Here is a 12,529-nt window from a genome sequence, read left to right on the forward strand (position 1 = left end):
TTTTTTCTCATGCTCCCGTAGCCAGGACGGCGCACCAGGCTTCGCCCCGCACTCCGTGCGGTTCCAGGCGCAGCATGCGGCCGCCCGCTTGCGGGGTAATGGTAATGTCCAGGTCGGCCTTTGGCAAAATGCCCGCGCCCCTTTCGGCCCACTCGATCAGGCACAGGGCGTCGCCTTCGAAGTAATCGCGGATGCCCAGATATTCCAGTTCCTCGGGGTCGGCCAGGCGGTACAGATCGAAATGGAAGGCGCGCACCTCGCCCAGCTCGTAGGGCTCGACCAGGGTGAAGGTCGGGCTCTTCACCGCCCCGGCATGGCCCAGGCCGCGCAGAATGCCGCGCGAGAGCGTGGTCTTGCCGGCGCCGAGGTCGCCGTGCAGGTAGATCACCCCGCGCCCGCCGGTGGCCCGGGCGATCCTCGCGCCCAGCGCGTACATGGCTTCCTCGCCGTCGGCGAACAGCTTCAGTTCAGGCATGGGGCGAACTCCTCGAGCAACTGACGAACGGCAGGGATCAGGTCGCTGGCCGCGAGCCCCCGCCCCTGCGCGCCAAGCATTTCGCCGGCGCGAGCGTGCAGCCAGACGGCCAGGCAGGCGGCGTCGAAGGGTTCCAGTTTCTGCGCCAGCAACGCGCCAACTATCCCGGACAGCACATCCCCCAGGCCCGCAGTGGCCATGGCCGGATGACCATGGGAGCACAGCGCCAGGCGGCCGTCCGGCGCGGCGACCAGGCTGCCGACGCCCTTGAGCACGGCCACCGCCTGGTAGCGGCTGGCCAGTTCGCGCGCGGCGGCGGCCCGGTCGGCCTGCACCTCGGCGGTGGAGCGGCCCAGCAGGCGCGCCGCCTCGGCGGGGTGCGGGGTGATCACCAGGCTGCCCGCCGGGCGCTGCACCTGGCCCTCGGCCAGCAGGTTGAGCGCATCGGCGTCCCACACCTGGGGCAGCTCCAGACTGGCCGCGGCGCTGGCCAGGCAGCGCCCCCAGGCGTTGCGGCCGATGCCGGGGCCGACCACCAGCACGCTGGCGCGCTCGGCGGCGCGCAGCACCTCGGCGGACGAGGACAGGCCGCGGGTCATCAGTTCCGGGCAGCGCGCCAGCGCCGCCGGCACGTGGGCGGCGCGGGTGGCGATGGAGACCAGCCCGGCGCCGCTGCGCAGGGCCGCTTCGCCGGCCAGCAGGGTGGCGCCGCCCATGCCGTGATCGCCACCGATCAGCAGCAGGTGGCCAAACAGGCCCTTGTGCGCCGCCTTCGGCCGCGGCGCCAGCTGTGCCAGGCTGCTGGGCGCCAGGCGCGTGGCCTGGGCCTCCTCGGGCAGTTGCGCGGGGTCGGCGTCGAGGTTGTCGAAGGCCAGCTCGCCGCACTGGTCCGGACCTTCGCCGGTGAACAGGCCGAACTTGAGGCCGATGAAGGTCACCGTCAGGTCGGCGCGCACCGCGCAGCCCAGCACCTGGCCGGTATCGGCGCTGAGGCCGGAGGGGATGTCGATGGCCAGGACCGGCAGGCCGCTGGCGTTGATCCGCGCGATGGCCGCCGCGTACGGGTCGCGCACCGCGCCACCGAGGCCGGTGCCGAGCAGCGCATCCACCAGCACGCCATGCAGTTCGGCGTGTTCGTGCCAGGGCAGGAGGGTCACGCCGGCGGCCAGGGCCTCGGCGTGGGCGGATGCGGCATCGCCGGCCAGCCGCGCGGTGTCGCCCACCGCCAGCACGCGCACGTTCCAGCCGGCGCGCTGGGCCAGGGCGGCGACCAGGTAGCCGTCGCCGGCGTTGTTGCCGTGCCCGGCCAGCACCGTCAGCCGCCCGGCGTCCGGCCAGCGCCGGCGCAGGGCGCGCCAGGCGGCGTGGGCGGCGCGCTGCATGAGTTCGAAGCCGGGGGTGCCGGCGGCGATCAGGCGCGCGTCGAGGTCGCGCACCTGCCGGGCGCTGTACAGCGCGGTCGGCAGACTGTCGTGAGAGTGCGAATTCATCGGGTTTCCGCGGGGAATCGGGCGCCGGTCGGCGCGGTCTGGCAGAATTATACCTACCCCGGTCCCGCTTTCCCGCCCCCGCATGCACGATTCCACATCCGATTACAGCGCCATCGCCGAGCGCATCAAGGCCTGGGGCCGCGAGCTGGGCTTCCAGCAGGTCGGCATCGGCGGCCTGGACCTGGCCAGCCACGGCGAGCACCTGCAGCGCTGGCTGGCCGCCGGCTACCACGGCGAGATGGACTACATGGGCGCCCACGGCAGCAAGCGCTGGCGCCCGGACGAGCTGGTGCCCGGCACCCTGCGGGTGGTCTCGCTGCGCATGGACTACCTGCCCGGCGACACGCGCATGGCCCAGCGCCTGGCCGAGCCGGAGAAGGCCTACGTATCGCGCTACGCCCTGGGCCGCGACTACCACAAGCTGGTGCGCAAGCGCCTGCAGCAGCTGGCCGAGCGCATCCAGCAGGAGGTCGGCCCCTTCGGCTACCGCGCCTTCGTCGACAGCGCGCCGGTGCTGGAAAAAGCCATCGGCGAACAGGCCGGGCTCGGCTGGATCGGCAAGAACACCCTGCTGCTCAACCGCAAGGCCGGCAGCTACTTCTTCCTCGGCGAACTCTTCACCGACCTGCCGCTGCCCCTGGACGAGCCCCACGGCAGCGAGCACTGCGGGCGCTGCAGCGCCTGCCTGGACATCTGCCCGACCAACGCCTTCGTCGGCCCCTACGTGCTGGACGCGCGGCGCTGCATCTCCTACCTGACCATCGAGCTGAAGGGCCCGATCCCCGAGGAGCTGCGCGCGCCCATGGGCAACCGGGTATTCGGCTGCGACGACTGCCAGATCGTCTGCCCCTGGAACCGCTTCGCCCGGCCCAGCGAACAGGGCGACTTCCAGCCGCGCCACGGGCTGGACAATGCCGAGTTGGCCGAGCTGTTCCTCTGGAGCGAGGAAGAGTTCCTCAGCCGCACCGAGGGCTCGCCGCTACGCCGCGCCGGCTACGAGCGCTGGCTGCGCAACCTGGCGGTGGGGCTGGGCAATGCGCCGTCGAGCATTCCGGTGATAGAGGCGTTGAAGGCGCGGCGGGAGTTTCCGTCGGAGTTGGTGCGCGAGCACGTCGAGTGGGCGCTGCGGCGGCATGGGGTGGGACGGTAGAGGTTCTGCTGGCTGGGTTCGGAGCGCGTCCTGAAGAGCCCCTCTCCCCAGCCCTCTCCCTGAAGGGAGAGGGAGCTAGTTCGTGCCGGCTGAAAGCAAGGTTTCAGCCGGACACCACAGCGGAATATCCGGCTGACTGCAAAACATCCAACCCTGCCCAACGGTCCCCTCTCCCTTCAGGGCGGGGCGCGCAGCCGAGGGTTAGGGAGAGGGAGCGGAGCCAAACCGACACACCTCAGCCACCTGGAAACCCCGTTCGCGAGCAAGCTCGCTCCTACGAAAAACCAGCGACTCAGACCTTGATGAAGGTCTCGCGGTAATAGCGCAGCTCGGCGATGGATTCGCGGATGTCGTCCAGCGCCAGGTGGGTATTGCCCTTCTTGAAGCCATCCCGCACCTGCGGAGCCCAGCGCGCGGCCAGTTCCTTGAGGGTGGAGACATCCAGGTTGCGGTAGTGGAAGTAGGCCTCCAGCTTCGGCATGTACCTATAGAGGAAGCGGCGGTCCTGGCAGATGCTGTTGCCGCAGATCGGCGAGGCGCGCTTGGGCACCCACTTTTCCAGGAAGGCCAGGGTCATGGCCTCGGCCTGGGCGGCGTCGATGGTGCTTTCGCGCACGCGCTGGGTCAGGCCCGACTGGCCGTGCTGGCGGGTGTTCCACTCGTCCATGCCGGCGAGGGTCTCCTCGCTCTGGTGTACGGCGATCACCGGGCCTTCCGCGAGAATGTTCAGCTCGCTGTCGGTGACGATGGTGGCCATTTCGATGATCACGTCCCGGTCCGGGTCCAGGCCGGTCATCTCCAGGTCGATCCAGATCAGGTTCTGTGGGTTCTGCATGCTGCGCTCCTCGGCTCAAGCCCCCTAGTTTAGCGGGAAGCGCGCCGGGGCATGCTAAACTCGCCGGCGATTTTTCACTCGGGTTCCCTATGGCCAAGCGTCATCTCACCCGCCGGCAGAGCTGGCGCATCGAAAAGATCCAGGAAGAGCGCGCCGCGCGTGCCGCCAAGCGCGAGTCGCGGGCCCTGGAAGAGCTGGAAGGCGGCGACCTGGGGCCGGAGCAGAACGGCCTGGTGATCGCCCACTTCGGCGTCCAGGTGGAAGTCGAGGCGCTGGAGGGCGAGCACGCCGGCGAGGTGCTGCGCTGCCACCTGCGCGCCAACCTGCCGCCACTGGTGACCGGCGACCGCGTGGTCTGGCGCCCGGGCAACCAGGGCATCGGCGTGATAGTCGCGCAGCTGCCGCGCACCTCCGAGCTGTGCCGCCCGGACATGCGCGGCCTGCTCAAGCCGGTGGCGGCCAACGTCGACCGCATCGTCATCGTCTTCGCTCCGCGGCCCGAGCCCCACGCCAACCTGATCGACCGCTACCTGATCGCCGCCGAGCACGCCGGCATCCAGCCGCTGCTGCTGCTGAACAAGGCCGACCTGATCGACGAGCAGAACGCCGAGCAGATCGACGCGCTGCTGGGCACCTACCGCGACCTGGGCTACCCGCTACTGGAGGTCTCGGCCTTCAACGGCCTGGCCATGGACGCCCTGCGCGCGGCGCTGAACGATCACGTCAGCGTGTTCGTCGGCCAGTCCGGGGTGGGCAAGTCATCGCTGGTCAACGCCCTGCTGCCGGGGGTGGACACCCGCGTCGGCGACCTCTCGGAGATCACCGGCAAGGGCACCCACACCACCACCACGGCGCGGCTGTTCCACTTCCCCGCCGGCGGCGACCTGATCGACTCCCCCGGCATCCGCGAATTCGGCCTCGGGCACGTCACCCGCGACGACGTCGAGGCCGGCTTCATCGAGTTCCGCGACCTGCTCGGGCACTGCCGCTTCCGCGACTGCAAGCACGACCGCGAGCCCGGCTGCGCGCTGCTCAAGGCGCTGGAGGAAGGCCGCATCAGCCCGCAGCGCATGGCCAGTTATCGGCACATTCTCGCCAGCCTGCCGGAAACGGATTACTGATCAACACCCGCACTCCGACAGCCTTGTCGGAGCGCCAGGCCCGCCTTCACTGCTTCTTCAGCTCGTCCAGCTTCAGCTTGCCGTCATCGAACAGGTTGAGCTTCTCGCGCACCTGTTCGGCGGGCAGCGGCTGGGACGCGGGCGCGGCGCCCTGGGGCGGCGTCGGCGCGGCCCCGGCTGGCGTTGCCGCCCCGGCAGGAGAAGTGGCCGGCTGGCTGGCCGCCGGCTCCTCGGCGGTGCCGTCCTGGCCCTCGATGGCGCGTTGCGCACGCTTGGTCAGGACGATGATGTCAATGCGCCGGTTCACCGGGTTCAGCGGGTTCTTGCGGTCGAACAGCTGCGACGAGGCGTAGCCCACCACCCGGGCGATCTGCCCTTCCGGATAGCCGCCGGCCACCAGGGCGCGGCGCGCGGCGTTGGCGCGGTTGGCCGACAGCTCCCAGTTGCCGAACTCGTCGCCGGCGTAGGGCTTGGCGTCGGTGTGGCCGCTGATGCTGATCTTGTTCGGCACCTGCTTGATGGTCTCGGCCATGGCCAGCAGGATGTCCTCGAAGTACGGCTGCAGGCGCGCGCTGCCCAGGTCGAACATCGGCCGGTTCTCGGCGTCGACGATCTGGATGCGCAGGCCGTCGCGGGTGATCTCGAACAGAATCTGGTCCTTGAAGCGGCGCAGCGTGGGGTTCTCGTCGACCTTGTTCTGCAACTCCTGGAGCAGCAGCTCCAGGCGCTCGTGCTCGATCTGCTCGGCCTGGCGCTCGGCCTCGGCGGGGTTGACCTCCTTCTCCGACTCCGGGCTGATGCGCGTCTCGTCCGCCTCCGGCTGCGCCTGGATCTGCGGGTTGAGGGTCTTGTCCGGGGCCGGCGTCGGCGTGCCGCCGAGGTCGATCACGTAGGGGCTGGCGCTCTCGGTGAAGCCAATGGGGTCCTGGAAGTAGCCGGAAATCGCCTTCTTCTGCTCGGGGGTGGCCGAGGACAGCAGCCACAGCACCAGGAAGAACGCCATCATCGCCGTGGCGAAGTCGGCGAAGGCAATCTTCCAGGAGCCGCCGTGGTGACCGGCGGCGTAGCGCTTGACGCGCTTGACGATGATCGGCTGGTTGTTATCCATCGCTTAGCGCCCGCGTACCGCCTGTTCCAGCTCGCTGAAGCTCGGACGGTGCGCCGGCAGCAGCACCTTGCGGCCGAACTCCACCGCCAGCGACGGCGGCATGCCCGAGGCCGAGGCCACCAGGCAGGCCTTGATCGCCTCGTAGAGGTTCAGCTCTTCCTTGGCGTCGTGCTCCAGGGCGTTGGACAGCGGGCCGACGAAGCCGTAGGCGGCGAGGATACCGAGGAAGGTGCCGACCAGCGCCGCGGCGACGTGGTGGCCGATCTCCGCCTGGCTGCCCTGGCCGAGCAGGGCCATGGTGATCACGATGCCGAGCACCGCGGCGACGATACCGAAGCCGGGCAGCGCGTCGGCGACGCGGGTCACGGCGTGGGACGGGTGCTCGAAGTCTTCCTTGAGGCTGCCCAGCTCCATGTCGAACAGGCCTTCCAGCTCGTGGGGCGCCATGTTGCCGGAAGACATGATGCGCAGGTAGTCGCAGATGTAGGCGGTCATGCGCTCGTCCTTCAGCACCGCCGGGTACTTGCTGAAGATGGGGCTGGAAGCGGGCTCCTCGAGGTCGGCCTCGATGGCCATCATGCCTTCGCGGCGGCTCTTGTTGAGGATTTCGTAGAGCATCCCCAGCACTTCCAGGTAGAAGACGTGGGTGAAGCGGTTGCTGAACATCTTCGGCGCCTTCTTCAGCACCGTCATGAAGGTGCTGCCGGGGTTCGCCTGGAGGAAGGCGCCCAGCGCGGCGCCACCGATGATCAGCACTTCGAAGGGCTGCACGATGGCCATGATCTTGCCGCCGGAGAGCAGGTAGCCGCCGAGGACGCTGCCCAGCAGGACAATGATGCCGATGATTTTTGCCATTGAAGAGTCGACTGGAACGGTGGACGGGACGGGAGCGCCAATATGCGCCACCCTCTTGTTATCGGAGAAACCGCGCAAGACTATAGGCTGCAAATTGTAAAAACCAGTTCGGCGGCCCAAGCATGCCCATCCAGACACCCGACCCGCAGCGCCTCGCCTCCTGGCTCCAGTTGCTGGAGGAGTTGCCGCTGCCGGTACCCGCCGAACAGCACGAACGCGTGCGCCGCGCCCTGGCGGACAACCGCCGGTCCCTGCGCGACATCGTCGACCTGCTGCAGGACAGCCCCACCCTGGCCCTGGCCATCCTGCGCGAGGCCAACCGCGCGCGCATGGCCCAGGACAACCCGGCGGAAAGCCTGGAAGTGGCCCTCAGCCGCCTCGGCCTGGCGCGCGCCGCTGCCCTGCTGGAGAGCCTGCCCAGCGTGCCCGCCGCGCAGATGCCGCCGGCCCTGGGGCAGATGCTGCTGATCAGCCGCCACGCCATGCAGCAGGCCAGCGGCCTGTTCGCCAGCCGCCTGGCGCGCCTGTGGCAGGAAATCCACTGGGGCAGCCTGTTCATCCTGGCGCCGGTTTGGGCCCTGGCCACGGCGCGCCCGGACCTGCTCGAAGAATGGCAACAGCAGGTGCTCGGCGAAGGCCGCGCCAGCGCCGAGGTGGAGCAGGAGCTGCTGGGCATGCGCCTGCTGCCGCTGTGCGCGGCCCTGGCCGAGCGCTGGCGCCTGCCGGAGTGGATCGGCCAGGGCCTGCGCCTGCTCGGCGAGGACCACGAACTGCTGGTCCGCGCCCTGCACCTGGCCCACGCCGAATGCGAGCCGCTGGCCCAGCAACAGCGCCTGGACGCCGATCCCGAGCTGGCGCGCTGGCTGACGCGCCCGGCCAACACCATCCTCCTGGCCAACAGCCTGGCGATGGCCGCGCATCAGTCCTGGGGCGGGCCGCACATGCTGCGCTGGCAGCGGCTCACCGCGCTCTATCTGCAGGAACCGCTGGAGGCGCTGCAGCAACAGGTCCACGCCCTGGCCGTGGAAAGCGCCCGCAAGGACGCCGACGCCCGCTACTGGCACCCGGCCCAGGCGCTGCTCTGGCCCTGGGACAGCCAGCGCTGGCTGCCGCGCCACGCGCCCGCGTCCGAGCCCGCGGCGGCGAACGCTCCCGCCCCCGCCGCCGGCAACCCCGAGCAATGGCGCCGGTTGTGCGCCGAGCTGCTGCGCACGCCCAGCCCGTTCGGCAACCTGGTGCCGCTGCTGGAATGCGCCAGCGAAGCCCTGCACACCTGCGGCCTGGGCCGCGCCGTATTGTTGCTCGCCGACCGCCAGCAGAACCTGCTGCAGGCCCGCCGCAGCTTCGGCCTGGCCCCCGCGGAGCAGAACCTGCAACTGCCGGTGGCCGGCAGCCAGTTGCTGCGCCGCCTGCTGGAACGCCCGGCGCGCCTGCACCTCACCCCGGCCAACATGGCCGAGTACTCCGCGCTGCTGCCCGGCCGCCTGAAGGCGGCGTTGCCCGGCAACCACCTGCTGCTGCGCTCCCTGGCCCGCGGCCCGCGCGTGGTGATGCTGGTGGTCGCTGACCGCAACGGCCACCCCATCGGCGAGGTCCAGGGCCAGGCCTTCGACAAGACCTGCCAGTGCATCGAGCGCGCCCTGCAGCAATTCGGCGCACCTGCGGCCCAGTGACACGCCCTGAAGCGATTGCCCGCCAGCGCCCCGCGCTTTTTCGTTAAACTGCGGGGTTTCGCGGGTAGCCCAGGGCGCCAGCTCACGCCATCCCGTCCCCCGCACCCGCCCTCAGGGAGATGCCGACATGTCCGCCTTTTCCGACCTGCCCCTGGTGATAGAACCGGCCGAGCTGGCCGCCCGCCTCGACGCTCCCGAACTGATCCTGGTCGACCTGACCAGCCCGGCGCGCTACGCCGAGGGCCACCTGCCCGGCGCCCGCTTCGTCGCCCCCGCGCGCACCCAGTGGGGCCAGCCGCCAGCGCCCGGCCTGCTGCCGGCCAAGGCCGACCTGGAAGCGCTGTTCGGCGAACTGGGGCACAACCCGGACGCCGTCTACGTGGTGTACGACGACGAAGGCGGCGGCTGGGCCGGGCGCTTCATCTGGCTGCTGGACGTCATCGGCCACCAGCGTTACCACTACCTGGACGGCGGCCTGCACGCCTGGCTGGCCGAGGGCCGCGAGCTGAGCCAGGCGGTTCCGGCGCCGGCCGGCGGCCCGTTGCCGCTGACGCTGCACGACGAACCCACCGCCACCCGCGAATACCTGCAGAGCCGCCTGGGCGCCGCCGACCTGGCCGTCTGGGACGCGCGCAACCCCAGCGAATACAGCGGCCAGAAGGTGCTGGCGGCCAAGGGCGGGCACATCCCCGGCGCGGTCAACTTCGAGTGGACCGCCGGCATGGACGCGGCCCGCGCCCTGCGCATCCGCACCGACATGGCGCAAATCCTTCGCGACCTGGGCATCACCCCGGACAAGGAAGTGATCACCCACTGCCAGACCCACCACCGTTCCGGCTTCACCTACCTGGTGGCCAAGGCCCTCGGCTACCCGCGGGTCAAGGGCTACGCCGGCTCCTGGTCGGAATGGGGCAACCACCCCGACACCCCCGTAGAGGTTTAAGGAATGTCGTTCAAAGATCGTCTGTTCATCCTCGGCCAGTACCTGCTGCCGCATCACCTGCTGTCGCGCCTGATCGGCTGCGCGGCCGAATGCCGCGCTGCCTGGTTCAAGAACCGCCTGATCGGCTGGTTCGCCCGCCGCTACCAGGTCGACATGCGCGAGGCGCTGGTGGAAGACCTGCAGGCCTACGAGCACTTCAACGCCTTCTTCACCCGCGCCCTGAAGGACGGCGCGCGGCCGCTGGACGAAACGCCCGGCGGCGTGCTCTGCCCGGCCGACGGCGCCATCAGCCAGCTCGGCCCGATCGAGCACGGCCGTATCTTCCAGGCCAAGGGCCACAGCTTCAGCCTGACCGCGCTGCTGGGCGGCGACGCCGAGCGCGCCGCGCCCTTCATGGGCGGCAGCTTCGCCACCGTCTACCTCTCGCCCAAGGACTACCACCGCGTGCACATGCCGCTGGCCGGCACCCTGCGCGAGATGGTCTACGTGCCCGGCCGGCTGTTCTCGGTGAACCAGCTCACCGCCGAGCAGGTGCCGGAGCTGTTCGCCCGCAACGAGCGGGTGGTCTGCCTGTTCGACACCGAACGCGGGCCCATGGCCGTGGTGCTGGTCGGCGCGATGATCGTCGCCTCGGTGGAAACCGTGTGGGCCGGCCTGGTCACGCCGCCGAAGCGCGAGCTGAAGGCCTTCGCCTACGACGAAGCGGCCCGCCAGCCCATCCACGTGGAAAAAGGCGCGGAACTGGGACGCTTCAAACTGGGCTCCACCGCCATCGTGCTGTTCGGCCCCGAGCAGGTCGCCTGGGCCGAACAACTGGCCGCCGGCAGCCCGGTGCGCATGGGCCAGTTGCTGGGCAACGCCCGCCAGGCGTGAGCCGGCGCAGGCCGGGCAGCCTGTATCCGGCCTGTTACCCGAAAGCCAACGGCAGGCCCGCTCCCCAACCAGGGAACGGGCTGCCTTCTCAGGTGGATACTGCTAGAGTTTGGAAAAAACCGGCGCCCAAGACCGGCACAACGGTCCAGCGAACGGCCCAGATCGTGGAGCACCTCATCCGACCATGGACAATACGAGTCCCCAGCAATTGCTGCGCGTTCCCACCCCGACGCAGGAAAGCCTGAGCTTCTGCAACGTCACTGCGCGCGACATCAAATACTGGCTGGACCACCTGCCCAAGGCCAACCTCGGCGAGACCGCGCGCCAGCTCTACCAGGGCCTGATCGAGCTGAACCAGCTGAAGCTCCCGGTGGAGGCCCGCCTGCAGTTGCTGGAGCTGTTCCGCCCGGAAGTCCAGTCGGTCTGCCACAACCTCGAACGCCACTTCCTCAACCACTCCATCGTTCTCGACGAGCGCCCGCGCAAGGTCGCCAACCTCTGCCAGGCCCTGCAGAACCACCTGGCCGTCGGCTACAAGCTGGTGGTGGTGCGCGAGGCGCCGCGCTTCACCCGCGAACGCGCGCAAATCCTCACCCTCGCCCTGCAACGGGCGATCCGCAGCCTGTGCGGCCCGCTGATCCGCGCCCAGCAGCTCTACTGCCCGGTGCCGGAAAGCCTGTGGCTGGAGCTGCACCAGCTCTACCAACTGGCGCGCAGCAAGGGCGTGCAGGCCCTGGCGGTCCGCGACGACCTGGCCAAGCAGGGCAACACCCTGACCGTGGAGCAGGCCTACCTGGTGGCCCTGCTGCTGGGCTGCGCCCGCTGCAACCAGATGCGCCAGGCCGGCATCGCCCAATTGGCCGATGCCCTGGAGGCCTGGGGTTCATTGGTGCGCCTGCAGGAAGCCGACCTGCCGTCCAGCCTGTTCGTGGTCGCCCCGCAGGTGGACGGCCCGCCGCGCTACCGCTCGCTATACAAGGCCGGCGACCTGCACAACGGCCTGGGCATGGACCCGCAGCGCCTGGTGGCGGCGATCAAGGAGTACATGAACGCCCCCGCCGAGCAACGCGACAAGCTGCCACTCAAGGGGGGCGAGCGCATCAGCGTCGACCTGCTGCAGCACCTGGCCAGCGCCTGGGGCGACATCGCCGAGCGCAGCTTCCAGCGCACCTCCGGCCAGGGCCAGCTGACCCTCTGCATCGGCATGAGCGCGCTGCACTACTACCTGTCCGGCCGGCGCCCGTTCGCCGACCTGCTCAAGCTGCCCGAACCGGTGCAGGCGACCTTCCAGGCGGAAGTGAACGACGCCTGGGCCAATGCCTTCGACGCGCAGAAGGTCACCGACTGGCAACCGGGCATGCCGCTGGAGGAAATCGAATACCAGCCGCTGCGGACGGCGGAGCAAGGCTCGGCCGACGCCGCCGAATCGGCGACCTGCGACGAGTACCCGGTCTTCGCCCTGCCCATCGTCAACCACAGCCCAGGCGGCTATTGCCTGACCTGGCCGAAGGAAATCCCCAGCCAGCTGCAGGCCGGCGAGCTGCTCGGCATCCAGGACGCGCCGGGCCAGGGCTGGAGCATCGCGGTGGTGCGCTGGATCCGCCAGGTCCGCGGCGGCGGCACGCAGATGGGCATCGAGCTGATCGCCCCCATCGCCCAGCCCTGCGGCCTGCAACTGCTGCGCAAGTCGGAGCAGAGCAGCCACTACCTGCGCGCCCTGCTGCTGCCGGAGATCGCCGCCATCTCGCGGCCGGCGACGCTGATCTCGCCGCGGCTGCCGTTCCAGGAAGGCAGCCGCGTGCAGATCAACCTGCACGGCGAGGAACGCCGCGCCACCCTGACGCGCAAGCTCACCGCCACCGGCAGTTTCAGCCAGTTCGAATACAGTACCCAGGAGCGTCCGAAGGGCGCCGACGATAAGCCCGTCACAGGAGCGAACGGCCACACGGGGCACGGGGAGGAAGACTTTGACTCACTCTGGAAGTCGCTGTAGATTCGGCCGCACT

11 protein-coding genes are annotated in these 12,529 nt (G+C 69.8%); 6 read left to right on the forward strand and 5 right to left on the reverse strand.

The features are described 5' to 3' along the window. Positions 1–7: 7 nt before the first annotated feature. Positions 8–475 carry a tRNA (adenosine(37)-N6)-threonylcarbamoyltransferase complex ATPase subunit type 1 TsaE gene (tsaE, locus tag RN02_RS22190; protein ID WP_043268590.1) on the reverse strand — a complete coding sequence of 156 codons (468 nt, stop codon included), beginning with the start codon at positions 473–475 and terminating at the stop codon, positions 8–10. Then, entirely contained in the window at positions 463–1,965 is a 1,503-nt protein-coding gene (locus RN02_RS22195; RefSeq protein ID WP_043316882.1) for an NAD(P)H-hydrate dehydratase, read from the reverse strand. Before RN02_RS22195 ends, tsaE begins: the two co-directional genes overlap by 13 nt. An 82-nt stretch (positions 1,966–2,047) precedes the next feature. Here RN02_RS22195 and queG point away from each other — a divergent pair, with 82 nt between their 5' ends. Then, entirely contained in the window at positions 2,048–3,115 is a 1,068-nt protein-coding gene (gene queG / locus RN02_RS22200) for a tRNA epoxyqueuosine(34) reductase QueG (RefSeq protein WP_043316883.1), read from the forward strand. 292 nt (positions 3,116–3,407) lie between these two features. Here queG and orn read toward each other — a convergent pair whose 3' ends face one another. Continuing rightward, on the reverse strand, positions 3,408–3,950 hold the full coding sequence (orn, locus tag RN02_RS22205; protein ID WP_043268584.1) for an oligoribonuclease: 543 nt from the start codon (positions 3,948–3,950) through the stop codon (positions 3,408–3,410). Positions 3,951–4,039: 89 nt separating this feature from the next. Between orn and rsgA the strand changes: the two genes are divergently transcribed. After that, positions 4,040–5,071, forward strand: a complete 1,032-nt coding sequence (rsgA, locus tag RN02_RS22210; protein WP_009613493.1) for a small ribosomal subunit biogenesis GTPase RsgA — start codon at positions 4,040–4,042, stop codon at positions 5,069–5,071. 46 nt (positions 5,072–5,117) lie between these two features. Here rsgA and motB read toward each other — a convergent pair whose 3' ends face one another. Both motB and motA read right to left on the reverse strand, forming a co-directional pair. After that, the gene (motB, locus tag RN02_RS22215) at positions 5,118–6,179 is read right to left on the reverse strand and encodes a flagellar motor protein MotB (RefSeq protein ID WP_009613494.1); all 1,062 of its coding nucleotides are present in this window, start codon (positions 6,177–6,179) and stop codon (positions 5,118–5,120) included. A gap of 3 nt (positions 6,180–6,182) precedes the next feature. After that, complete coding sequence (gene motA / locus RN02_RS22220) at positions 6,183–7,034, reverse strand: flagellar motor stator protein MotA (RefSeq protein WP_043268576.1); 852 nt, start codon at positions 7,032–7,034, stop codon at positions 6,183–6,185. Between the two features lie 122 nt (positions 7,035–7,156). Between motA and RN02_RS22225 the strand changes: the two genes are divergently transcribed. The 4 genes from RN02_RS22225 (at position 7,157) to RN02_RS22240 (ending at position 12,516) form a co-directional block, all read left to right on the forward strand. Beyond that, the gene (locus RN02_RS22225; RefSeq protein WP_043316884.1) at positions 7,157–8,707 is read left to right on the forward strand and encodes an HDOD domain-containing protein; all 1,551 of its coding nucleotides are present in this window, start codon (positions 7,157–7,159) and stop codon (positions 8,705–8,707) included. Positions 8,708–8,834: 127 nt separating this feature from the next. Next, complete coding sequence (gene rhdA, locus RN02_RS22230; RefSeq protein WP_043316885.1) at positions 8,835–9,650, forward strand: thiosulfate sulfurtransferase; 816 nt, start codon at positions 8,835–8,837, stop codon at positions 9,648–9,650. A 3-nt stretch (positions 9,651–9,653) separates the two neighbouring features. Then, on the forward strand, positions 9,654–10,523 hold the full coding sequence (asd, locus tag RN02_RS22235; protein WP_043316887.1) for an archaetidylserine decarboxylase: 870 nt from the start codon (positions 9,654–9,656) through the stop codon (positions 10,521–10,523). 184 nt (positions 10,524–10,707) lie between these two features. After that, positions 10,708–12,516 (forward strand): hypothetical protein, encoded by a 1,809-nt coding sequence (locus tag RN02_RS22240; protein ID WP_043316891.1) that lies wholly within the window; start codon positions 10,708–10,710, stop codon positions 12,514–12,516. The last annotated feature ends 13 nt before the right edge of the window (positions 12,517–12,529 follow it).

Source organism: Pseudomonas sp. PI1 (genome assembly GCF_000812405.1).
Taxonomy (GTDB): domain Bacteria; phylum Pseudomonadota; class Gammaproteobacteria; order Pseudomonadales; family Pseudomonadaceae; genus Pseudomonas; species Pseudomonas citronellolis.

Coding starts and splice junctions, on each gene's coding strand:
- rsgA (WP_009613493.1), top strand. CDS start 4,040: ATGGCCAAGCGTCATCTCACCCGCCGGCAGAGCTGGCGCATCGAAAAG.
- queG (WP_043316883.1), top strand. CDS start 2,048: ATGCACGATTCCACATCCGATTACAGCGCCATCGCCGAGCGCATCAAG.
- motA (WP_043268576.1), bottom strand. CDS start 7,034: ATGGCAAAAATCATCGGCATCATTGTCCTGCTGGGCAGCGTCCTCGGC.
- motB (WP_009613494.1), bottom strand. CDS start 6,179: ATGGATAACAACCAGCCGATCATCGTCAAGCGCGTCAAGCGCTACGCC.
- orn (WP_043268584.1), bottom strand. CDS start 3,950: ATGCAGAACCCACAGAACCTGATCTGGATCGACCTGGAGATGACCGGC.
- rhdA (WP_043316885.1), top strand. CDS start 8,835: ATGTCCGCCTTTTCCGACCTGCCCCTGGTGATAGAACCGGCCGAGCTG.
- RN02_RS22195 (WP_043316882.1), bottom strand. CDS start 1,965: ATGAATTCGCACTCTCACGACAGTCTGCCGACCGCGCTGTACAGCGCC.
- RN02_RS22225 (WP_043316884.1), top strand. CDS start 7,157: ATGCCCATCCAGACACCCGACCCGCAGCGCCTCGCCTCCTGGCTCCAG.
- RN02_RS22240 (WP_043316891.1), top strand. CDS start 10,708: ATGGACAATACGAGTCCCCAGCAATTGCTGCGCGTTCCCACCCCGACG.
- asd (WP_043316887.1), top strand. CDS start 9,654: ATGTCGTTCAAAGATCGTCTGTTCATCCTCGGCCAGTACCTGCTGCCG.
- tsaE (WP_043268590.1), bottom strand. CDS start 475: ATGCCTGAACTGAAGCTGTTCGCCGACGGCGAGGAAGCCATGTACGCG.